The sequence below is a fragment of the Nocardia terpenica genome (genome assembly GCF_013186535.1).
Classification (GTDB): Bacteria; Actinomycetota; Actinomycetes; order Mycobacteriales; family Mycobacteriaceae; genus Nocardia; species Nocardia terpenica.
In genome coordinates this window covers 464,877-487,053 of record NZ_JABMCZ010000003.1, presented here as the reverse complement: position 1 = coordinate 487,053, position 22,177 = coordinate 464,877, and the positions used below count along the sequence as shown (strand labels likewise).

Here is a 22,177-nt window from a genome sequence, read left to right as displayed (position 1 = left end):
CCTATACCAGCGGCGGATTCAGCCGCGCGAAGTCGGGCAGGCGGTGGTACGGGTAGTGGGGATAGGGCGGGGTGACGGCGCTGGCCCGGTCCAGGCGGGCGATCTGGTCGGCATCCAGGCGCCAGCCCACCGCGCCCAGGTTCTGGCGCAGCTGGTCCTCGTTGCGGGCGCCGACGATGACCGAGGACACCGTGGGGCGCGCGAGCAGCCAGTTGAGGGCGATCTGCGGCACCGATCGCCCGGTCTCGGCGGCGATCTCGTCGAGCACGTCGACCACGTCGTAGAGCAGGTCGTCGGCGACGGGCGGCCCGGCCTCGGCGGTCCGGTGCAGGCGGCTGTCGGCCGGAGGCGGTTGGCCGCGACGGATTCTGCCGGTGAGCCTGCCCCAGCCGAGCGGGCTCCAGACCAGCGCGCCCACGCCCTGATCGTTGCCCAGCGGCATGAGCTCCCACTCGTAGTCGCGGCCGACGAGCGAGTAGTACACCTGATGGGCGACGTAGCGGGGGAAGCCGTATCGGTCCGCCGCCGCCAGCGATTTCATCAGCTGCCAGCCCGCGAAGTTGGAGGCGCCGACGTAGCGGATCTTGCCCGCGCGCACCAGATCGTGCAGGGCCGACAGCACCTCCTCCACCGGGGTGCCCGCGTCGAACGCGTGTAGCTGGAACAGGTCGAGGTAGTCGGTGCCCAGGCGGCGCAGCGACGATTCCACCGCGCCGATCAACCGGCCACGACCCGACCCGGCCTGTTGCGGCCCGGGCCCGGTGGGCAGGGATGCCTTGGTGGACAGCAGGACTCGGTCGCGGCGGCCCCGGATCGCCTCGCCCAGCACCTCTTCCGAGGCGCCGTCCGAATAGACGTCCGCGGTGTCGAACAGGGTGACCCCGGCCTCCAGGGCGATGTCGACCAGCCTGCGGGCCTGCCGCGCATCGGTGTCGCCCCAGGCCGAGAACAGTTCGCCGCGCCCGCCGAAGGTGCCCGCGCCGAAGCTCAGCGCCGGAACCAGCAGACCCGACGAACCCACGCGCCGATACTCCATGACTTACTCCTAATGGGACTGTCGTTTCATTAATAACGCCGAATGTACACTCACGGCACGGTTAACGGAACTGGAGGACCGTTATGGCATCGGACACACCCCCACCGGGCTCGCTGCGGCCGGGCGGCCGGACCGCGCGCGTGCGCGAATCGGTGCTGCGCGTCGCGGGCGACCTGCTGGCCGCGCACGGCGTCGCGCGACTGGACCTGGCCGAGGTGGCGGCGCGGGCCGGGGTCGGCAAGACCACCGTGTACCGCCGCTGGCGCACCCCGGCCGGACTCGTCGCCGACCTGCTGACCGAGATGGCGGAAACCTCACTGCCGCACGCGGATACCGGCTCGCTGCGCGGCGACCTGCGCGCCAACGCCCGCCTGGTCGCCGCGACGCTGACCGATCCCCGGCAGGGTCCGCTGTTCACATCCCTTGTCGCCGCGGCAACCTCGGACCCCGAGGCCGCCGCGGCCCTGCACCGCTTCTACGACACCCGCCTCGCCGAATGGACCCCGTGCATCGAGGCCGCCGCCACCCGCGGCGAAATACCACCCGAAACCGACCCCCGCGCAGTACTTTCCGCGGTCTCCGCACCGCTGTACTACCGCCTGCTGGCCAGCGGCGACCCCATCGACGACGACACCGCCGTCACCGCCGCCGACTCGGCCGTTCTCGCGGCCCGGGCGGGACTGTTCGCGCGGGCCGCGCGCTCCGGTTCGGATCACGCCCGGTGAGACCTGCCGCGGCCCGAGATCGACAATGCACGTGCACCGCCGCGTCGCAACCTACTCGTTAGCGGCGAAAATGGCTGGTGGGGACGAGAATTGGGAGATGAAGGGTGATCGAGTCGAGATTGTCGTGGATACCGGCGGCGCCTGCCGCAGCTATGAGATAGCCGCGACGCGGGCGGGGCGGCGGGTCGAGGTCCGGATCGTGCGCGGCGTGGTGGAGGTCAGCGAGGACACGTGAAGATAACCGGGTAACGTTCGCCGGGGTGCACCTCACCAGATCAAGCTGCAAACGAACTCCGGCACTGCGCACACTACTCAGCTCACCGGAGCAACCATGACGCTCAGCCTCGTCACACAACATCCCGACAATGTCTGCAACTTCCCGCTCAGCCGCGACCGGCGATGCGCGGCGCAAGCCGTACGTGGCGGATTCTGTGCCGACCCAAAGCATTCGGCACGTAACGCATACAACCGACGGCTGAAATGGGCCAAGGATGACAAGGCGAAGGCCGCGCAGGATTCGCGGCCCGCGAGTCGTCCGGTCACTGACGGCACCGCCGAACTTGCCGCACTCCTCACCCAGTTGCATGAGATGGCCGGAGCGGTCGCTGCCTTGATGCAGGACGCACAGACGCTAGCCGCGTCAATCTCCGATCCCGATGCGATCACCCGCGAGATCGCCGACGCCGATATGCGTGTCGCGGAGGCGAAGCTGGCGCAGGCGGCAGCAGAGAGTGCAGCAACAGTTGCGAACAACGAGCGAGACCAGGCGGTAAAGCTTTGTTCAGTCGCAACTGTCGCGGCCGATGAAGCGATCGCCGAACGCGACGCCGCAATGCGCCGTGTCGACGAAATTGCCGCCGACGCCGAGCAGCGCATCGCCGAGCTCACCACCAGCGCCGAGCAGCGCATCGCCGAGGCGTGCGCCCAGCGCGACGCCGCTCGCGAGGAGTCGGTTCAAGCGCTGCACCGCTTGCGGCAAGATGCTGCTGCCGAAGAGGCCCGGATGCGTGATGAGCTGGATACAGCTGTAGCAGCTCGTACTCGCGCAGAAGCGGAGCGCGACAACGCGAACCACCGCGCTGACAAGCTGCATACCGCGCAGATGAACGTGATCACGACCGTGCACGAACAGCGCGCTGCCGACATGGCTGCTCAACGTGAAGACGCCGCGCGTATCCGCACCGAGATGCGCAAAGACCTTGACGCCGCGCGGGCGGAGTTGGCCGAGTTGCGGAAACGTATCCGGTGAGGAGGAGATCGCCGAGCGAGTCATGTCAGGCAGCTACGGAAGACCTCGGATCAAGACATCGAACTGCGGCGCGCTGGGCCAGGGCGGGACCATAGTTCCGGCACGTCGCCATCCCCATCGTGTATATGCACGATATGCGCGAGTGTTTTTCGATTCGACAAGCAACGTTGCCCGCTGCTCCCTCCGGCCCTGTAACAATTCATCGTGCAAGGCCCGCGCGATGCCTCGGCCCTGGTGTTCGAGGCACACCATGATCTCGCTAAGCGCGAATGTGCGAGAACCGGTTTCGACTGTGAATTCGGCTAGGTCGCCGTTCTCCTCCAGCTGCGATATTTCCCACCAGGGCGTATCCGGAGCCAGCGGCCACCCCCATGCCTGACCGGCGGGTTGGCCGTTGACTCGGGCCAATACCAGTTCGAATCCATTCCCGCGGGCCGGGTCGGTGTATGCGTCGAATCTATGCATGAATTCGGTCGGCGAGTCGAACGGGTCGCCGGATGCGATGGCCTCGACGTACGACCGCCTGTAGATGTCCTCGACGACCTCGCGCAACTCACGCGCTTGCGGCGCCGTGTAGTGCTCGAACGCCAGGCTTTCGGAGAGGTGCGCGGTCACGCAGTAATGGCTTTCTGTGTGAGTGCGTCGAATTGGTCGCGGAAATCGCTCCCGGCAGCGAGTTGGTCGACAGCGATTCGGATCGGCTCGAGGACTCGCAGCGTGCGTGTGGAAGCGACCTCTGCCAGGTCGTCCAGGACCGGCAACCCCTCCTCCAATGCGCCGCTGATGTCGCCCGCCTGAGCTCTCGTGGCCGCTGACCAGGCACGTAGGTTCGTGGCGTTGCGGGCACTGCTCAGCTCGTCGGCCGTAGCGCCGTAAAGCTCGACCGAACGGGTCAGGTCTCCGATGTCTCCATAGCCACGAGCTTCGTGGCTACCAACTTCGGAATCGTTCATGAAGCGTAGCCATAGTGGGCATTCATCGATGGGCTCGAATCGAACGGCATGGTCCATCTCACGCCACGCTGTTGCGATTGCGCGAGCGAACGCCGTCCGGTCGCCGAGGACGCCATATGCTTGCGCCTCGCGTACCGCGACAAGGGCGTGGATCCGGCCTGGTGGTCGTCCCCGGAGGAGATCGCGGGCGCGGCTGACGAGTTTGAGAGCGTGGAACGGACTTCCGGTTCCATCGCGGCTGAGAGCGACGGATTGGTTTGCTGAGTTGAGGCAGGCGTGCGCAATAAGATTGTTGTCATCGGCCTCGGTTCCGAGCGCCAGCGCATCGGCATAGCAGCGGCGTGCCAACGGATGTCGGTCGGCGTCGTAGGCAAGCCATCCGGCCAGAACCGCGAGCTCTCCGGCGGCGGAGGTAAAGGCGTTACCGATGGTGGTGTCGTATGCGCAGGTGTCAAGCATAGCCTTCGCTCGGGCCAGTTGATCAACGGCGAAGTTGACGAGCGACGCCCCACCGATACGCCAATCTTCTTGATAGAGCACGTCAACGCCGTTGAGCAACCTTTGGACGTCGGACGTGCCGATCCGCCCCACGTTCCCAGCCAATAATGCTATGGCCGTGCCTGCTGCCAGCTTGCCAAAATCTCGCCGCTTCACGTTCTCGTCGACTTCCCATGAGTATTGGCCGAGCATCGCCGCGCCCGGTCTCAGATCGAGGCCAACGTCGCGAGTCGCCCCGCGCGAACCGATGTGCCCCACCGCCCTTGTGGTGAGGACTGTCTGAAACCGGATCACCGTGTCCGCGTCGGCGGCGGCGAGTACGTCGTAGAGCAACCGGCGACTGGAGGCGTGCATCCTCGTCGTCTGCCCGCACTCCCACCCTCGGAGAGTCCGTGTCGTGACCCCGATCAGGCGTGCAAACTCCGGCCGGCTCAGCCTCATTGCTTCTCGGAGCGCGACAACGTTGTGAGCAGTCCACTCAAGCTCCACCATAGGTCGGCTCTCCTGAGCATGGTCGATGTGACGCTGAAATTACCTGCTTTTACCAGCTTCGGCACTGTTATCGCCCAACCTGCGTCCCGCAGGATCTAAGCAGCTCCCGATACCGGGCAGACACCCCCTACATGGAGAGCACCGCTGACCGGTGGCAATGTCCACCTGTCTCGTCGGCGGCACCCCTGGCATCCCGGAGACTCCACCCAAGAACACAAGACATCCCGAGGTTCCGATGACGAATTGGATCCTGATCGATCTCGCAGCGGTGCTCATCGCCTTCGTGTTGGTCGAGTTGCGCTGGCCACTACAACGACCCCGGCTCAGCCGCCCGACACCTCAATCCCCAGTCGACGAGGCCCCGATGGACAACACCGTTTGGCCGACCGGATACCCGCATGACGCGCCCGACCAGCCGTTCACGATCACGGGCGCACTAATGGCCATGCGACTCCACGACAAATGCCCGGACACCTGCCCGCGGAAAAGCGCAGCAACACAAGCGCTTCGGGACGCACACGTCTCGCCGTCGTTGGGGGTTCGATGACGACTGCCGCAGTGGTGTTCTTGTTCGTGATCGGCATCGGCGCGGCGGGGATCGGCGCAATTCACACCCACATCGCCAGTCACGTTCCGGGCGCACATGCGTGCGACACGCGAACCGGTGTGTCGGTCGCGCAGTTGCAGCGACGGCTTGCCGCTGACAGTCGGCGCGCGCCGATCGGCCACGCCGCTCCGCTTGTGCCGTTCACGGTGCCGCAGGCGCATCGCGCGATGCTCGCCCACCTGGACTGCGATTTCCGGCGCTGCCCGTGCAAGGCGGCGGCGTGGGAGATTGTGCGGCCGAGGATTCGGTCGGCGGTGCCGGGGGTGACGCGGTGAACGCGGCGACGGTCGGTCTGTGGCGGCTGCGTCACCAGTACTGCCGGGACGAGCCACCGCCGATCACCGAACTCGACGAAGCGCGGTTCGTCCTCGGTGAGCACGCGGGCCACGGGCCGGACTGCCGCCAGTATTTCGCGGCGCTGGCTCGCGCGTCGGAGCCGGTCGCGTGAACGACACCGAGCCGCGCGGCCCGATCCGGCCCGAAGACGCTACCGGCGGATGGCAGTTGGTCGCCGATGTCGGCGAGTACTGGCTCGTGCGCCTGCACGGCGTCTACAACCTCGAAATCCGTGCCACCGCCGCATCCTCGTGCGCCCTGCGCGTGCGCCGCGACGACGCGACAGTACGCGAAGCATCCGCGACCGATATCGGCTATCTGAAAGACGTTGCCCAGCAATGGATTCACGAACACTAGATAGTCCAGGAAGGGACGATTGTGGGCTCTCGCTACTTCTTCGACGAGCAAGCCGCCGTCTTGGCCGCGCTGGCCAACTCCCCCGACCCCTGCACCGCCGCCGAACTCGCCCACCTCACCGGCCTACCGGTCGACGGGCGCGCCCGACCATCGGTACCGGCGATCTTGGCCCTCTTGGAGCAGGACAACATGGTGCGCCGAGGACGACCGGCGTGGATGCTCACCAAGGCTGCCCCCGCGAATCCTGCCGCTGGGAAGCATCAGCTTACCGGCACCGAGATCCGTGCGTTGCTGACGATGCGCGACGTGCCGTGGCCGCGTACGTCCCACGGCCTGGCGCGCGCCACCGGCGGCCCGTATGCCCCGATGACCAGGGCCGTGCACTGGCTCGCACGCCACAGACCGCAGTGGGTCGAATCGGTGCCGACATGGCACCTCGACGCGGGCATCCCGATGCCCGGTAAGCCCGCGGCGCGGGAGGGGACATGATGCCCGAGATCGAGTATCCACGACCGAGCTTCGTGCGCTCGATGCTGGTGGGTATGGCGGGAAACCGTGCCCGCGTGGTCCCCGACGATCCCGCCGACACGAGCATGTATCTGTGGGGGTGCGGGGCCACCGGCGAGCACAACATCAATGACCTGCGTACCCGCCGTGTCACCTCCCCAGAAGCCGTGCTCGACATGGCTGATCGGTTCGAGGCGCAGCTGCCCAACCTGTGGGGGTACGGGCTGAGCATCTTCGCCAGCGGCAGCGACTTCGCCGACACCGCGAACATGCCACCCGACGCCATCCGCGCCGCACCGGGTGGTCGTCGCACGTTTCGGATACGCGATCTCGTCTGCGGCGCAGTCGTGTTCGATGCTCGCGGCATGACCCGCGGAGTCGTCATCTGCCCGCCCGACCCTTCCCTGATCGAATGGGACTACGACACCCTCACCCCCGAACCGAGACAGCGGCTGCTGCGCCGATTCTTCGACGGAGCCATCTCGGCGAGCGTCTGGGCCGCCGCGCTCAGCCTGGAGCCAATCATCAACGCAGACATTCTTTCCCAGCTGACACCCAGCGCCTCGGCGTACCGCTACTGGCGCAAGCAACAGCTGCCCGCCGAACACGAGTGATCATGTTCACCACCGCCGTTCTCGGATATGTCGCGCTCACCACCGAAGCACACACCCGCGCTGAAATCGCCGCGATCACCGGCCTCCCGGTCACCGAGGTGGACACCGCCCTGGAGGCGCTCGCGCGGCGCGGTCTGGTCGAGCCGGTCGAGGCATGGGAGGTCACCACCGCCGCCCCCGAGGATCCGAAAACCGCGCGGCCACCAGCGACCGACCTGCAAGCCGACACACTCCGGGTCATGCGGGCCGCGGTCTGGCCGCGCAGTCTCGACGACCTCGCCCGGCGCAGTAACCGGACCCGGGCGTCGATGCTGATCGTCACCCGGGGGTTCGAGCGGCGTCGGCCGCCGTGGGCGCAGCCCGTGCAAGCATGGCAGCGCACGACCATCACCGCACTATCCGCCGACACAGTGACATCCAACCGCACGCAGAGGGGAGTTCAATGTGAGTGACGACCAGCTCGGTTTCGACATCGAGTACGACGAGAAAACGCAAGCGTGGCTGGATTGGGTTGCGCCTGACCACATGGAATCACGGGTGCGGGCATTCCTTGCCGAGGCCGCTCCGGAGGTGGATGCCGATTCGCTATGGTGGAAGCCGCCGCAGTCAACTCAGGCCATGGAAGCGGCACATAAACTGTTCGGCGACTGGGCCGGATTCATCGCACCGGAAAACCGTGAACTCGCCGACGGGTTCATCCGATTCCTGGGTGAATGCTACGTGCGACGTACCGGCATGACATGGACGAACCGCCCCGAATGGGGCGCTCCACTGTATGTCGATTTCGGCCCGGCCGTTCAATACGGCGACGACATCCGGAGCGTAGTGGCCATGTCGGACACTCTCTTTAAAGAGAATTATGGACCGCGCATGGTCGAGTACAACATGACCGATGCTGGCCCGAAGGGGTGACTATGCGCCCCGCGGTCGATGTCGCACCGCGTTTCAACTGATCTAATTTTCTCGTAAACGGGGGTGGGCGCTACCGTGCCCGACGAATACGACGACTTCAGGCGAAATCTGACCAGATATGAACTGGGCCTGTATTTCGAGCTCGGCCGCGCACGCGAGCAGGGTGAAACTCCCGAGCGCGGCTGGGTGCGTCAGTTTACGATAAACACCAGCAAAGGTCCACGTGTGCTGGATTCGGCGCGGACCGAAGGCCGGGGCGCGAAAGGTATAGAGCGGAAATCGGGAAGAGTTAACGAACGGGACTCATTGCGGCAGTTGGAGCGAGAGCGCGCCGGGCTCGAATCCGGCCAAATCGCCTATTCCCGATGGGAATCGGTGGAGGGCGAGAAAGTGCCTCCTGCAGTAGCCAAAGAAATGCAGGACCTGGCCCGCGATTTTCCCGGTCGGTTTCATCACGAGATCGTCTCTCGCGCCGACGCGCTCCGCGCCATGCAACTCGGCCAGTCCCTGGCATCCAAGCAACTCGAACTGGTCCGAGCGTACGAGCTGGATCGCGCCAACCGTGCCCGTCAGCGACTGGAAAATATCCGTGCGATTGTGCAAGCACGGGAGGCCAAGGCACGCGAGGAACGAGGGCAGACGCCGCAGCAGACACGTGAGAAACGGCAGCAGAAGGAACGAGAGGCGGCGCAGCGGGTAGCGCAGGAGTTCACGCCGCCCGGTCAGTCACCGGCGCGGGAGGCCACCGACGCCGCCGACCGCGCGGCGCAGGCCGAACGGGTAGCGCAGCAGGCGCGAGACCTCGCGGCGCAGTGGCAGCAATCCCAGATCCAAGCCTTCAAGGCGAAAGGCATGTCACCCGACCTCATTCGAATCATGGAGCTGATCCACAAAGGTATGCCCGCCCCCGGCGTCCCGCTGCCCGGCGCACCGGAACTGACATCGGAGGTTACGCGGGGTGGGCGGGCAGCCGAGCGCGACCGGATACGAGACCGTGGGCTGGAAAAGGGTGGTCGTTGACCGTCCCGCGTCCGGTCTCGACACGCCGATCGCGTGCGACTCGTAACGGTGGCGGTGCACGGCCGGATGACAGCTGCGACGTGGTTCGCGGACGTTGTATTTACACATTCCAAGGGGGAATCTCTATGCGCCGCACCGTAATAGCAGTATCCGCAACTATCATCGCGCTCTCGATCTCGGCGTGTGCAAGCGCGACCGACTCGACGCCAGCGGTTGCCGCTCCGCGCTACAGCCCGGATGAGCAGGCGGCGCTGACCTCGTTGCACGGCGCTTGCCGCGAGGACGACGACAAGCTGTACGCCGAGGCGAAGAAGGCGAACGAGCTGATGATCGACAGCGGCGTCCGGGACGAGACGACACTCAGCGTGCTTCAGCACCTCCGGCAGTCGATTCCACAAGACTCGCCCGTCATGGGCTGTTCGGAGGTGCTCGCGACGTACGTCACCGTGCGCGCGCACGGGGGCGGCTAGGCGTTGGCCGATCCGCTGAGCAGGATGAGGGCGAGAATTCGCCACAGGAAGTCGGGCATGGTGTCACCTCCTCGAATGAAGGCCGAAATAGCTTGAGGCTCGGGATATTCGCCGTAACCGCGTCGTGAGGGCTTGGCGGCGTGGTCACGGGTGTCCGCGGTTTTCGTAGGCGGCGCGCAGGGCGGCCGACATCTGCGGGGTGGGTTTGGTCGGGTCGAGGAGTTCGTCGATCAGGTGCAACGACTCACGCAGTAGACCCGCTTGCGTTGCGAGGCGGGTGTCTTGGTCGCTGAGTGTGGTTTTCAACGCGGCGATTTCGGCGTCTTGGGCGTCGATCTTGTGTTGCTGTTGCTCGAGCCGCGCCTCGAGCCTCAATGCCATGTTCATGAATCGCTCGGCGGCCGAGGCGTCGTCGCGGCGCTCGGTGGCGCGGTGGCGGCGGCGCGACCGGAGCCATCGCAGGCCCTCGGCCGCGCCGCTGCCGCTGAGCACCATCGCGGCGTCCTGCCAGAGCGCTTGTGGATTCACTCGCTCAACCCCACCTGTGCGGGGCCGGAGTCGGTGTTGGGTTCGAGGGTCGCACCGGCGTGTGTGGCGGGTTCGGCGGCCAGCCAGGGGAGCCACAGGCGCAGTGCGGCGTCGACGGCCGGGATCGCCATGATTCGGGTGATCGCGGCCGAGATCGCCAGCGCCGCACCGGTACCGGCCGCGGTCGCCGGTATGCCCGAGGCGGAGACGATGATCGGCATCGCGGCGGCGATCCCGATCGCCAGTTGGAACACGGTCCGCGCGACCGCGTGCCACGGGTGGCGGACTTGGCTCGGGGCTGCGGGGGTCTGTCGTGGGCTGGTCACTGCCGGGCTCCGGTGTTCGAGGCGGCGTCGGTGTCGGCGGCGTGGGTGCGGGCCAGGGCGGTGACCGTCGTGTGTAGGTCGGCTAGGTTGGCGAGTACTGCGGCGAGTCCGTCGACGATGGTGCGGTGGGTGCCGTCGGGGTTTTGGCCGAGTTGCGGCCATCCGGGGTAGCTCGCGGTGATGTCTACCCCGGTGGGGGTGTCGACACGATCTCGGCCGCCGGTCAGTTGCTGGCGGATGTCTTTGATGTCGGAGACGACGTTGCTCATGTAGGCGGTGAAGTCGTTCATATCCATCGGGGTTTCTCCTGAATCGTGTTGTGGGACAACTGGTGTCGACCATTGGCCGAAGTCGTCGGTCAGTGCTTCGTTGACGTCGCAGGTGATGCCGTCGACGGTGACCTGCTGGATGCGTTGGTGTAGGTGGGCGCGAGGGTCGCGGTTGCTGCCCGACCATGCGTCGGTCTGCCACGCCCACCGCGCGGTGGCGTTGTCGAGGGCGCGGCTGACCGGCCAGTAGCCGCCGTAGATGCCGACATTGCCGGGCCCGAGGACGGAGGCGGCGCCGCGGAGGTAGTCGTCGATCGGGCCCTGTTGGTCGGGGGTGGCGTCGAAGTCGGCGGAGAAGTAGATGGGCCGATCGCCTCGGCCGCCGCACGCGATCACCTGGGCGAGGGCGAGGGTGGCGTCGTAGACCCCGGCCGGGTAGCCGTCGAGCATGCGGTCGGCGGTGGTTTCCCAGTTCGCGACGATGTCGATCCCGGTCGCGCGCAGGGCGTCGGCCTCGGCGGGGGTGAGGAGTTTGCCGGGCAGGCCGGGGCCGCCGTCGGACAGATACCGGACGACGAAGTCGTAGCCTGCGGCCTTGATCGCGTCCGGTGAGGGCCGACCGGCCGCGTAGTCGAGTCCGAGCGTCATGAGGGGGCTGCCTTTCAAACAGGGGTGGGCGTGGTGGTGGGGTGGGGTTATTGGCCGAGGACGAACCACGGGATCCAGGTGCCGACTTTCAGCTGCGAGGCGGGAATCGTTGTCGGGGCCGGGTAGCTGCTGGTCGCGTTGTAGTAGGCGTAGATGTTGCGCGGATAGACACCGGCGGGTTGCGCGGGTTGGCTTTGACGCACGCAGGCCAGGGGCCGCACGGCGGTGCCGATCGTGGGTGCATGCTGCTGGACACCGACGGCGAAGATGTCGCCTTGTGCGGCGGTCACGGTCGGCATGGTGAGCCGCAATTGCGTTCCGGCCGTGCTGATCTGCGATGTCACGTCACCGGAGTTCCACAGCTGCGTGAGATCGCCGGTGGTGGGATCCATTTTGTAGAGGTAGACGTAGAACAGCAGCGGCGCGAGTCCCCATGCGGCGTTGCCGGTGACCATGCCGATCGTGGTGTAGTGCCGGTTGCGGGTCGCCCGGATGAATCCGAGTTCGAGCACATCGGTCGCCGGGGCGTAGGACGGATCGTCGGTTTCCGAACCGGTGGCGGGATTGCCGTTGGTGCCGCCGGAGACATCGGTCCATTCGACGAGTTGCGTGATCGGGAACGTCGGGTCGTCCCCCGGATTGACGTTGACCCACAGCGGAATGTTGGTCGGGATATCGGAATAGTTCGGCTTCGAGTTGACCTGTCCCTGCAACTGGCTGACGGCGGCGTGCACGGCGTTCGGGTCGCTGCTGGCGGTGCCGGTGATCGGGCCCGTCACGCCCTGGGCAACGGTCTTGACACCGGACTGTGCCGCCGCGGCCTGATTGATCGCAGCATTGGCCTGCGTACGCAGGTCGTCGGACCACTGTTGCAGGAATGCGAACGGGTGCACGTCGACGCCGAACACGTTGATGTCGACACCGGCTAGGGCGCTGGCAACGTGGGCGAGCAGCAAGTCTTTCATGGCGGTGCCGACACCGGCCATGAATTGCGGGCTCAACGCCACCGGACTAGACGGGGTCCAGGGTGATGCGGAGCTCGCCGAGGGCTTGCGAGGTGGTCCAGGCGGCCGACCCGTATTGGCGGACCGCGGTGAGCACGATCCGGGCTGCGGTGCCCGGCGGTATCGCTGCGGCGGGGTTGGTGTCGGTCGGGGACATCGCGGCCCCGAAGAACGGGGAAATGCCCAGGTGCACAGGTGATGCCGAGTCTTGGCCGCGGCCGTAGCCGATCAGGGTGCCGGTGGTGGAGATGGTCGCGTCCGGCGTGGCTTGGGGGCCCATGCGGACCTCGGCGTCGATGCGCATCCCGGCCGCGCCGGTCACCTCGAGGTCACCGGAGACCCGCGGCCGGTACCGGTAGGACTGGGCGGGGATGGTGAGCGCGGCGACGATATCGCGTGCGCCCGACGCGGATTCCGACAATGCGGTGAACGCGGTCCCCGGCAGCACATAGGAGGGCGTCACCGGATGGATCGTCGCCCACACGACTTGTTTCCCGGCCGCGGCGTAGACCGGGACCTGACCGTCGGCCGGTGTATTGGCGAAATCGGCGCTGCCGAGGATGTGCCCGGCCGCACCCGTCGCCCCGGCCGCACCCTTGAGCAGGTTCAGGGTCAGGGTGTAGTGCGCGGCTTGGCCGGGGCCGCCGGGGTCGACGAGCGTCAGCTGCGCCGATTGCGTGGGCGGCGGTGTGGCGGCGGGGTCCAGGGTGGTGACCGAGACCGAGTCGATGACCGCGGGCAGGCCGGGCGCGCCTTGGGCCAGCACGGGCAGATTCGCCCACCCGCCTGCGGGGGTGAGGGTGATGGTGCCGACGCCGGTGTTGGCGAGATCGAAGATGTTGGGAATCCACAGGGTTCCGGTCCATGTCGCCGACCCATCCGGGTTCAAAACCAGTGCGGAAGAAGTCAATTCACGATTCCTCAGTTCTGCGCGAGGCTGGCGGCCTTCACGATGTCGAACAGGCTCGACACCCGGCGCATCAGCCGCGCCCACGGTGATTCGAGCGCGGACTGATCGCCGATCTTGGGCAGGATCTGCACCCGGTGCGTGCGGTCGTCGATGAGGGGCGCCTCGGTGCAATAGTCGGTGTAGATCTTGCCTTTACGCACCCACGACACCGGGAACCCGATACCGAAATCCCCGAACTGCCGCCCGAACAGCACCCCACCGAACCGGTACGGATATCCGTCCATGACGACGAGTTGGAAGCTGTGGTAGCCGCGGGTGTCGAACAGGGCGGATTCGAGGATGGTGAGTGCGTCGAGGGTGTAGGCGGCGCTGCCGCCCTGCGCGAAATATTCTGGGCGCCCGAACTTTCCGAGCTTGATCCGCCGCGGCTCGTCCTCGATCTGCATGTAGGCGAGAAACACGTTGTCCAGCAGCCCATCCAGGAGGGTGCTGGAAATCCCGGATGCACCGAACGCCGCCAGCAGCTCCGACAACGCCCATTCGAGTAACAGGTCGATGCCCTTGTTCACCCAGTCCGGGCTTTTGCCGCCGGTGATCACTCGGTAGGCGAGTGGGTGGTGCGCGGCGATGTGGCTTTCCTGGATGCCCGAGCGGGGCCCGTCCTCGTACACCACCCACGGCGGTTTCGCGTCCAGCCCGAGCAGCTGCGCGATGATTCCGGACCCGTACGGGTTGGTGGCGTCGGTGGAATCGCCGTCGGCGAGGTGCTCGCGGCCGAGGAGGGTGAGGATTTCGCCGAGGACGGTGTCGAGCAGGTCGACCGCGGTGCCGATGAGCCCGTCCAGCGCGGTGCCGGTGATCCCGGTGACGGTGCTGTAGTCGCGGACATCGACCACGATGCAGGGCTCGGTGAGGGTGATGCCCCACTCGGCGAGCCCGACCGGCTGCGGATCGGTGGGTAGCCATAGGTCGGCGGTGAGCAACAGCCCGCAGTCTTTGAGGGTCTGGTCGACCGCCGCGGCGACCGTGGTCATCTTGGCGGTAATCGCCGTCCACTTGCTCGTATCCGTGAGCGGGTTCGTCGGCACCACCACAATCGGCACCGCCAACGGGCCCGCATCCAGCAACGACCCGAGGTAGGCGGGCGGGTTGAGGATGTTTCCGGCGAATTCCAGGATCGCGCCGAGCAGCCCGGACTGCCGCAGCACGCACTCGGCGACCATCTCCTTGATATTGGTGACCGCGGGGCCTACGAAAACAGCTTCCTTCGGGATCTGTGCCTCGATCGGCATCCACCACGCCGGGAACACGATCAGCGAATGGAACCAGCAGTAATCGCTGATCAGCTGGATAGTGGTGGTGGCGACGCCGTGCACGAAGTCGTCGGTCGGCACGTCCACGCGCCCGGACCACCGCCACCCCGACGCGAGTTCGATGGTCACCGGGACCACCGTGTAATAGCAGGTCGCCGCCACCTCGGCGAACGGGTCGGAATCCTTGACCACGATCGTCGCCGCGGCGATGGCGTTCTTCTTCGGGGTCAGGGTGACCGAGATGTAGTCGCCGCACTCACCGAGCGGAGAACCGGTGTTGTCGTAGTAGGTAACAAGGAACTGCCGCCCCGCCGGTTCGGCCTGGTCGGCGGCGCGGGCGGCGGCGGCCCGGAACGCCTGCCAGGGGTCGACCCGGGTGAGGTCGATCGGCGGCCCGGTCATTCCGGCCACCGCCGCCACGGAGTCAGCGACGACACCGCCGAAGTGACCCCGGGCGTCGCGCCGGTCACGGTCACCGGGATCCGCACACTCGCCCCCGCCGGTACCGGGGTGGAGAACCTGCCCCGCACCCGCGGATAGATGTTCGCGCCGGTGTTGACCTCCACCACGGTCCGCCGGTTCGGCAACGTCGTGACCCGGGCGAGCTCACCAATGTTGAGCGGCACCGTGATTCGCCGCGGCCCCCCGTTGTCGCCGACGCTGAACACTCCCGGGCCCTGCAGCAGATGCACCGGCCAACCATCCTGGTCACCGCGATTCCACACCGGCAGGAAGTTCGGGGCGGCTTTGCCGGCGGGGTCGGCCAATGTGGTTGTGTCCGAGGCGATGAGCGTGGTCGAGATCGAATCGAACGACACCCAGAACGGGCGGTCGCCGCGGGCCGACCATGCCATCTGCACCGCGGCGGCGTCACCGGCCTTGAGGACATCGCGCGGTTCTTGCAGCAGCCGCAGATTCATCCACCAATGCCCAGTCTCGGCGGTGAACCACCACAGCCGCCCGGTCCGCTTGGGCTCCCAACCCGCCAGCCACCGCCGGAACACGCGACGCCGCGCGATCTGGTCGCGGCCGAAGAACACGAGCGTCATGTCGATCTCGGCGGCGTCGTAGACGGTATCGAGATAGGTCACCCCATCCTCGTGCGCGCCTTGCTGATCCACGTGTTTGAGCGGCCCGTGCAGGCCCTTGATGTCGAGCAACTGCACCCCCTCGGCGACCGGCGGCCGCGGGGCCAGGCCCCCGGAGATCGGCCACCGCGAACCATCGGTGCCGACCCAGGTCACCAGTGAATCTCGGCCCGACAGCAACGATTCCAGTGCGAGCGCGCCAGGCGGATCCGCTGGGGTGAGCACGCGGCCGGTCACCGCGCCAGCGCCCCCGAATAGACATTGAGCTCCCGCACGATCGCCCGGGCATCGGCCTGCCCACCGTCGCTGTGCTGATGCCAGTGCTCGATAGTCAACAGCGGCGCCGAGCGACCGAGATCGGGTGCGACGCGGGGCTGCTCGGCCGGGGCGAGCTTGCCCTGCTGCGGGCTCAACACCGCCAGCTCGGCCGCCCCGGTCTTGTTGTTCACGATCGACAGCCCGGGCGGGATCAAACCACCACCATCGTGCGTGGCGGGCAACTCGCCGGACAATTCCCCGGGGTCGGTGACCTTCAGCTGTTGCGGGATCGCGGTCGCTTGCGGCGGGGCGAGCGGATTCACGAACACCGGGCGGCCCTGCAGTTGCAGGCTCCCCAGCTGTCCCGCGATCTTCAGCAACGGCGACGTGTTCGGGTCCGCCAGCAGAGTGTCTTTCAGCCCGAACGTTTCCAGGAACGCACCGGCGGCGAGACCGCCCGCACGCTCGCCGAGCTGTTCGAACGTCAGCAGACCGCCGGTCGTACTCGCCGAGTGGCTCGCCGCGCCGCGCGGCGACAGCTCGCTGCCGGTCGTGGCCGGTTGGCTGGTGCCCTGTTGCGCTTTCTGTTGATCGTCGGCGGCCTTGGCGCGGTGCGCGGCGGCGGCCTGGCGCGCCTTGTCGGCCGCGTCGTGCGCGGCCTTCGCCTTGGCCTCGTAATCTCTGGCCGCGGCGAGATGCTTGTCGCGCGCTGTGCCCTGCGCGTGGTCGGCGAGTTGCTGGGCGTGGGTGGCCTTGGCCTCGTAGTCGGCCGCGGCTTGGTCGTGCTTGGCCGCGGCGTCATCGGAAGCCTTTGCCGCGGCGAGCGCCTTGCGCGCGCCGTCGGTGTACGCCTGCGCCTTCTCCTGCGGCGTCTTCGTACCCGAGCCGGTCGGGCGCGCCGTGTATGGCGGGTTGAAAACCGTTGGGTCGAGGTGGAATTGAGCGGTGAATTGCGGATCGAACGCCCCTACGGCGTCGGTGCCGTAGCGGATGCGCTCACCGGATTGTCGCGCTTCGATACTGGTGCCGAGGATCGTCGCGGCTATATGGTCGGCGTTCGCGCCGATCGCGAACACGTCGGCCGGGCTCGCGCCCGCCACGACATGCGGCCATTGTCCGGCGAGCATTGATGTCGTATTGCCGAGGCGCGCAGTCGGATTCGTGATGCCTTCGGCGATCTGGATGGCCGCGCTCACCAGGCCCGAGCAGTCGACACCGGTCGCGAGATCGCTGCCGCCCCAGGCGTACATGGTCGCCGCATGCTCACGCACCTGCTGCAGCGCGATCTCGGGGCCGCTGACCGCCTTCTGCATGGTGGTGACACCGGGCACGATGCCGCCGGTCGCGTAGCCGTGCGGCGGCCGGGACGGGTCGGCCTGCTGCACACGGGCCGCGAGGTTCGCGCCGTCGTCACTGACCTGGTAGACATCGCGCAGGTAGCCGATCGCGGCGACGAGATCCGCGACCGGATCGAAAGGGTTGTCCGGCAACGACTTCGACCGATAGCGCTCGAACGTGGTGTCGATGGTCTGCATGAGCCCCTTCGACGGGTGCCCGGCCGCGGCGTTGCTGTCCCATAGATTGACTGCGTTGGGATTCCCACCGCTCTCACGCCCGATGATCGTTTTCAGGCCCGGCGCCCAGCCCGCGCCGACACCGGCGATCCGGATCGCCTGAGCGATCCACCCGTCGACGTCCGGGCTACCGGTGAACGGCACCCCGCCCCCGCCGCCGGTGCTGCTGGTGCTGCGGCCGGTCGACAGCCAGGATTTCGCCTGCCCGATCACGGCCTCGACGAGCTGTCCCGGAATGCCGATCAGCATGTCTCGCCACGGCGAGGTTCCCCCGTCACTGCCGCCGTCGGGTGCGTGCAGCGCCCGGTCGATGACCGGCGTGAACAGAGCACGCACCGCGCCCTCGGGGTCGGTGAACATGCGGGCGGTAAACGTGGCGACGTCGATCGCGTCCCCAACGACGTTCTTCGCCCAGCCGACGATATCGCCGACGATGCCGCCGGAATCGAAATGCGGTACACCCGACAGGAATTGCCGCACCCCCGATACGCCACCCGCGCGGGCTGCGGCGTTGGCGGCGTGGACGTAGTCCGGGCCGACCGCGCGCGTCCATTCCGGCCGCATGATCGCCTCACCCCCGCCGACCGCGACGAGCCGGTCGTCGACCCCGGGCGACCACCCGGACATGACACCGTGCACACCGCCGAGCGCGTAGTGCGGAATCTTGCTCGTATCAACAGCATTCAGGTGACCGAGGTGGAACACGTCGGCAATCCCGTTCCACAGGCGGACGATTCCGTCGTTGTAGACGAGATCGATGATCGCGACCGCGGGCGTGCCGACGATCTTCTCGACGCGACCCCACTGGTCGCCGATCCAGTCGACCGTGTTCTTGAACGCATCCTTGACCAGGCCGAGCGCGTCGCCGATCTTCTGACCGGTCGGCGCGATCACGTGCTCGTGCAACCACACGTAGACCTCGGCCCAGGCACGGACCTCGGTCTTGATCAGCTCGACGACCGGCTTGATCACCGTGTCGTGGAGCCAGGTCGTCACCGCGCCGATGCCGTCCATCGCGGGCTTGATGCCCTTCTCGTAGGCCCACACCGCGATCTCGACCCACGTGCGGTAGTAGTCCACGATGTAGCCGACGATCGGGTGTATCACGTCGTCCCAGATGACATGCCAGACCTCTTTCACGCCGTCGCGGAACCAGGTGAAGTGATTCCAGGCGTAGACCACGGCCGCGACGACCGCAGTAAGCCCGGCAACCACCAGGCCCACCGGATTCGCGTCCATCGCCGCGTCCAGCAACCACGCCGCGGCAGCGGCCCCCTTCTGCGCGACGGTGGTCGCGATGACCGCACCCTCGACCGCGACGAAACTCGCGACGACCCGCGCGTTCTGCGCCACCCACAGCCCCGCGGTTTCGACCGCCGCCGCGGCGGCACCGGCCTTGGTCGCGACGAACGCGCGGATCGCCTGTGCCCGCATGAGCGTCCACGCTCCGGCCGACCGCGCCCCTTGCGCGGCCCACGCCGCCGCCGACTCGGCCGCTTCGGTGACCGCCGAAATCTTCGTGGCGGCACAGTCTTTCGCGGCTTGCACGCGGAACTGCCCCGTCCAGTTCCAATAGTCGCGGGTCAGTGACGCCGCGGCCGACGCGCCGTCGCTGATCGCGGAGAATCCGGCACCCGCGAGTCTGGCGTCCGTGGTGATGCCCTCGACGCCGGTCTTGATCAGGGCGAAGGTGCCCGAAGCGACTTTCCAGGCGGCCCAGCCCGCGGCGATACCGCCGATGGTCATGATCAGGTCGTCGCCGAGCCGCTTGTGCGTCTGCAGCCAGCTCGCGCCCTCACGCAGCCAATCGAGCATCCTCGTAGCGGCCGGGAGCAGGTCGGTACCGATCGCGATGGCGGTCGCGCCGATACTCGCCTTGGTCTCGGCGAGCTTCTGATTGAAATTGCCCTGTACCTCGGCCCAACCCTTGACGTTTCCCGGGCCTTCCGCGTGCGCGGCGTCGACATCGCGGCGCGCAGCCTGCACGTCGGCGAAGTTACCGCCGACACGCCCGCCGGTATCGCCCTCGTCGCCGCCGACGAGATTGCCTGCGACACGGGCGGTTTCCTGGTTGCCCATCGCCGCAATAAGCATTTGGTTGTAGGTGAGATCGGTGTTCTTCGCCGAGGTCAACGTCGCGTTGAGCCCTGTCGCCTTCTTGTCCAGCGCGGCCCAGTGATCGAGCAGGTTCGCCTGTTCGGGCGCAAGCTCCTTCAGCGCCTTGTGGTAGTCGCCGACGGTCATCGACCCGTCATGGAAGCTGGTCGCGATGTCGCGCAGATTCTTCGGCATCACCGCGAACGCGCGGCCCGCGTCCTCGGCGGCGAGTTTGTCTTGGTTGAAGGCGTCGACGAGCACCTTGTGATCGGGGCCCAAGTGGCCGATGATCGCCTGCGAAATGTCGTTCATCGTGCCCGACAAACCCTCGGCCGACAGTTTGCCGCTCAGGTCTTGGGCGCTGATACCGACGTTGGCCAGGGCTTGGCGCATGGACTCCGACGGCTTCTGCAGCGTCGTGAGCGCGCGATTCAGATTCTGCGTCGCACGGTCGGCCGAGATGCCGTGCAACGTCATCGTGGCGACGTCGGCGTACAGATCCGACATCGGGATATGCGCTTGGTGGGCGGCCTCCTCGACGGATCCGATCGACGCCGAGAAATCCGCGAAGGTGGTTTTCCCGTGCGACACCGCGGCGATCATCTGCGACACCTGATCGGCCGCCGCGCTCGCGGGCAACTGAAAATCCTTCAACGAGGTGGTGAGCGCGTCGACGACATCGTGCAACGGCGCACCCTCCTGCGCCGCGCCCTGAGCGGCGGCCTTGATGACGGTGAGCCCGTCGACGCCGTGGAACGACGCCGACTCGACCGTGTACATCGCCTTCGACAGTTCGGCCGCCGAGTAGCCGGTCTGCCCGGCCAGATCCAACACGCCCCGTGACACCGCCGCGAGCGCGTCTTTCGACTCGCCCGCGGTGGTGACGAGCCGAGTCTGCGTCTCCTGGAAGTTCGCGGCCTGCTTGACCGCGTCGCCCATCGCGACCCCGAGCGCGCCGACACCGGTCACCGCGGCAGTCTTCAACGCCAGACCCAACGTCCCGGCCGAGGCGGTGGCCTGCTCGCGGCGCGCGGTGAGCGCGTCCTGTGCGCGCTGTTCGGCCGCCAACGCGGTGGTCACATCGTTGGTGGCGGCGATGGTGGCGCGTTTGGCGCGTTCGAGTTTCTCCTCGGCCACAATGTATTTCGCCGAGTCGGTCGCGTATTTCTGCCGGGCTTCGGCGAGTCGGGTCTCGGCGACGCGGGCGCGGCCCGCGGCATCGGCCTCGGCGTCTTTGGCCTTGACCACCCGCACCGACGCGGTTTCCAGGGCCGAGGTCGCCGCGTTCACCTGCGTCGTCATCGACGCCGTCACCGCGGCGCTGTCGCCGAGCACCTTACGTTTGAAAGCGTCGGCGAACCCGGTCCCCGCCTGCTCGCCCGCACGCGCCGCCTTGCCGACCACCTCAGCCGCTGCGGCTTCGAGCCCGACGATGCGGGACACGATGTCGAAATAGACCGGAGTCATGCGGGGCCGAGTGCCTCCTCAATAGGTCGGGTGGGGTCGATGTCGGTCATGCGCAGCTCGCCGCGCAGCATGCGCTCGAGCACCGCGGGGCCGAGAGCACGGTGGTGCGCGCGGCGGTGTTCGGCGGCTTCACGTGCGGTGGTTTCGTGCGGTAGTTCCGGTGGGGTGACCAGGGCGACATGGTGCTCGGCGCCGTGCGCGTTGCGGTAGTCGCGGCGATAGTCCTGCAACTCGTTGATGAGCCGGGCGGTGAGGTTTTCCTGCAACGTCCACGCGGTCGACCGCGCCCGCTTATAGCGGCTGTCGCCGGGCAGTTCGTCGACGAGCACCAGCAGCTCGCGTGGGGTCATTTCACCGGTGCGCAGCGGTGAGATGGTGCGCCAGAATTCGGCGACGCGGCGGCCGGGGTAGAAGTGCTGCAGATCGGCCTCGATCTGGCGTGGGGCCGACCGCAGCCGTGCTACGGCTTCGCCGATTTTGGGACATCCAGCCCAAGGCTCAGATGCCGCCACGCGATCATCACATCCCCGGCCTGGCCGCCGGCGGCGCGGAACCGGTAGTAGGCGTCCGGGTCGGTATCGGTGTTCAAGATGGTCTTGGCGATCTCGACGAAGTCCAACGGCTTGGCCAGCTCGGTGTTCTTGTCATCGCTCAACAGGAGCGCGTGCGGGACCGTGAACACCTCGGTCCCGGGACCGCCCGGCTGAAACGAAATCCCGCGCGCCACACCGAGACTCTCCAAGCCTTGTGCGCGGAACGCCGCTAGATCGGTGACCGTCTCCCCGAGCGCCACCGGCTCTGGCGCCGCAGGCGGTGCGGGTGCCGGTACCGGTGCGGGTGCTGGAAACTGTTCGGGCACAGGGCCGCTCGGGATCATGGCCGGAATCGGTTCAGACATTGCGGACTTCTTTCTCGGCAG

General features: G+C 67.2%; 25 protein-coding genes. 12 read left to right on the top strand and 13 right to left on the bottom strand.

All coding sequences use genetic code 11. The features are described 5' to 3' along the window. Nucleotide 1: 1 nt before the first annotated feature. Nucleotides 2-1,036 (bottom strand): aldo/keto reductase, encoded by a 1,035-nt coding sequence (locus HPY32_RS23885; RefSeq protein ID WP_067594217.1) that lies wholly within the window; start codon nt 1,034-1,036, stop codon nt 2-4. 83 nt (nt 1,037-1,119) lie between these two features. Here HPY32_RS23885 and HPY32_RS23880 point away from each other — a divergent pair, with 83 nt between their 5' ends. From HPY32_RS23880 to HPY32_RS23870, 3 genes are all read left to right on the top strand, one after another. Next, nucleotides 1,120-1,761, top strand: a complete 642-nt coding sequence (locus HPY32_RS23880) for a TetR/AcrR family transcriptional regulator (RefSeq protein WP_067594230.1) — start codon at nt 1,120-1,122, stop codon at nt 1,759-1,761. 97 nt (nt 1,762-1,858) lie between these two features. Continuing rightward, on the top strand, nt 1,859-1,996 hold the full coding sequence (locus HPY32_RS23875) for a DUF8836 family protein (RefSeq protein WP_156674703.1): 138 nt from the start codon (nt 1,859-1,861) through the stop codon (nt 1,994-1,996). A 96-nt stretch (nt 1,997-2,092) separates the two neighbouring features. Further along, entirely contained in the window at nt 2,093-3,010 is a 918-nt protein-coding gene (locus tag HPY32_RS23870) for a hypothetical protein (RefSeq protein WP_156674704.1), read from the top strand. Between the two features lie 33 nt (nt 3,011-3,043). Here HPY32_RS23870 and HPY32_RS23865 read toward each other — a convergent pair whose 3' ends face one another. Then, entirely contained in the window at nt 3,044-3,625 is a 582-nt protein-coding gene (locus HPY32_RS23865; protein ID WP_067594235.1) for a GNAT family N-acetyltransferase, read from the bottom strand. Then, nucleotides 3,622-4,953, bottom strand: coding sequence for a helix-turn-helix domain-containing protein (locus HPY32_RS23860; RefSeq protein WP_067594237.1), 1,332 nt, complete (start codon nt 4,951-4,953; stop codon nt 3,622-3,624). Before HPY32_RS23860 ends, HPY32_RS23865 begins: the two co-directional genes overlap by 4 nt. Before the next feature lie 543 nt (nt 4,954-5,496). On the opposite strand from HPY32_RS23860, the gene HPY32_RS23855 reads away from it, so the two are divergent. The 9 genes from HPY32_RS23855 to HPY32_RS23815 all read left to right on the top strand — a co-directional run bounded on the left by HPY32_RS23855 (nt 5,497) and on the right by HPY32_RS23815 (nt 9,776). Continuing rightward, nucleotides 5,497-5,835, top strand: coding sequence for a hypothetical protein (locus HPY32_RS23855; protein ID WP_156674706.1), 339 nt, complete (start codon nt 5,497-5,499; stop codon nt 5,833-5,835). Continuing rightward, nucleotides 5,832-6,008 carry a hypothetical protein gene (locus HPY32_RS23850; protein ID WP_156674707.1) on the top strand — a complete coding sequence of 59 codons (177 nt, stop codon included), beginning with the start codon at nt 5,832-5,834 and terminating at the stop codon, nt 6,006-6,008. The genes HPY32_RS23855 and HPY32_RS23850 overlap by 4 nt, the downstream gene beginning before the upstream one ends. Next, a complete protein-coding gene (locus HPY32_RS23845; RefSeq protein ID WP_067594242.1) occupies nt 6,005-6,253 on the top strand; it encodes a hypothetical protein in 249 nt (82 codons plus the stop codon). The genes HPY32_RS23850 and HPY32_RS23845 overlap by 4 nt, the downstream gene beginning before the upstream one ends. A 21-nt stretch (nt 6,254-6,274) precedes the next feature. Further along, on the top strand, nt 6,275-6,742 hold the full coding sequence (locus HPY32_RS23840) for a helix-turn-helix domain-containing protein (RefSeq protein WP_067594244.1): 468 nt from the start codon (nt 6,275-6,277) through the stop codon (nt 6,740-6,742). Continuing rightward, entirely contained in the window at nt 6,739-7,374 is a 636-nt protein-coding gene (locus HPY32_RS23835; protein ID WP_067594246.1) for a hypothetical protein, read from the top strand. Before HPY32_RS23840 ends, HPY32_RS23835 begins: the two co-directional genes overlap by 4 nt. A gap of 2 nt (nt 7,375-7,376) precedes the next feature. Beyond that, entirely contained in the window at nt 7,377-7,826 is a 450-nt protein-coding gene (locus HPY32_RS23830) for a helix-turn-helix domain-containing protein (RefSeq protein ID WP_156674708.1), read from the top strand. Beyond that, on the top strand, nt 7,819-8,286 hold the full coding sequence (locus HPY32_RS23825) for a hypothetical protein (RefSeq protein WP_067594259.1): 468 nt from the start codon (nt 7,819-7,821) through the stop codon (nt 8,284-8,286). Before HPY32_RS23830 ends, HPY32_RS23825 begins: the two co-directional genes overlap by 8 nt. A 75-nt stretch (nt 8,287-8,361) precedes the next feature. Continuing rightward, nucleotides 8,362-9,306 carry a hypothetical protein gene (locus tag HPY32_RS23820; RefSeq protein ID WP_156674709.1) on the top strand — a complete coding sequence of 315 codons (945 nt, stop codon included), beginning with the start codon at nt 8,362-8,364 and terminating at the stop codon, nt 9,304-9,306. A 125-nt stretch (nt 9,307-9,431) separates the two neighbouring features. Further along, a complete protein-coding gene (locus tag HPY32_RS23815; protein ID WP_067594263.1) occupies nt 9,432-9,776 on the top strand; it encodes a hypothetical protein in 345 nt (114 codons plus the stop codon). A 144-nt stretch (nt 9,777-9,920) separates the two neighbouring features. On the opposite strand, the gene HPY32_RS23810 is transcribed toward HPY32_RS23815, so the two are convergent. From HPY32_RS23810 to HPY32_RS23765, 10 genes are read right to left on the bottom strand one after another with little or no spacing between them, the layout of a single operon-like run. After that, nucleotides 9,921-10,304 (bottom strand): hypothetical protein, encoded by a 384-nt coding sequence (locus HPY32_RS23810; protein ID WP_067594270.1) that lies wholly within the window; start codon nt 10,302-10,304, stop codon nt 9,921-9,923. Beyond that, complete coding sequence (locus tag HPY32_RS23805; RefSeq protein ID WP_156674710.1) at nt 10,301-10,630, bottom strand: hypothetical protein; 330 nt, start codon at nt 10,628-10,630, stop codon at nt 10,301-10,303. The genes HPY32_RS23810 and HPY32_RS23805 overlap by 4 nt, the downstream gene beginning before the upstream one ends. Beyond that, a complete protein-coding gene (locus HPY32_RS23800; RefSeq protein WP_067594274.1) occupies nt 10,627-11,547 on the bottom strand; it encodes a DUF1906 domain-containing protein in 921 nt (306 codons plus the stop codon). Before HPY32_RS23800 ends, HPY32_RS23805 begins: the two co-directional genes overlap by 4 nt. A 47-nt stretch (nt 11,548-11,594) precedes the next feature. Beyond that, nucleotides 11,595-12,548 (bottom strand): hypothetical protein, encoded by a 954-nt coding sequence (locus tag HPY32_RS23795; protein WP_156674711.1) that lies wholly within the window; start codon nt 12,546-12,548, stop codon nt 11,595-11,597. 10 nt (nt 12,549-12,558) lie between these two features. Then, nucleotides 12,559-13,461: a hypothetical protein gene (locus tag HPY32_RS23790; protein WP_156674712.1), complete on the bottom strand. Its 903-nt coding sequence runs from the start codon at nt 13,459-13,461 to the stop codon at nt 12,559-12,561. A gap of 11 nt (nt 13,462-13,472) precedes the next feature. Then, the gene (locus HPY32_RS23785; RefSeq protein WP_156674713.1) at nt 13,473-15,176 is read right to left on the bottom strand and encodes a Gp37-like protein; all 1,704 of its coding nucleotides are present in this window, start codon (nt 15,174-15,176) and stop codon (nt 13,473-13,475) included. Beyond that, nucleotides 15,173-16,099 (bottom strand): hypothetical protein, encoded by a 927-nt coding sequence (locus HPY32_RS23780; protein WP_067594291.1) that lies wholly within the window; start codon nt 16,097-16,099, stop codon nt 15,173-15,175. The genes HPY32_RS23785 and HPY32_RS23780 overlap by 4 nt, the downstream gene beginning before the upstream one ends. Continuing rightward, entirely contained in the window at nt 16,096-21,258 is a 5,163-nt protein-coding gene (locus HPY32_RS43980) for a phage tail tape measure protein (RefSeq protein WP_067594294.1), read from the bottom strand. The genes HPY32_RS23780 and HPY32_RS43980 overlap by 4 nt, the downstream gene beginning before the upstream one ends. After that, a complete protein-coding gene (locus HPY32_RS23770) occupies nt 21,255-21,770 on the bottom strand; it encodes a hypothetical protein (RefSeq protein WP_171983034.1) in 516 nt (171 codons plus the stop codon). Before HPY32_RS23770 ends, HPY32_RS43980 begins: the two co-directional genes overlap by 4 nt. Beyond that, nucleotides 21,719-22,156: a hypothetical protein gene (locus HPY32_RS23765; protein WP_216676362.1), complete on the bottom strand. Its 438-nt coding sequence runs from the start codon at nt 22,154-22,156 to the stop codon at nt 21,719-21,721. The genes HPY32_RS23770 and HPY32_RS23765 overlap by 52 nt, the downstream gene beginning before the upstream one ends. Nucleotides 22,157-22,177 lie beyond the last annotated feature (21 nt).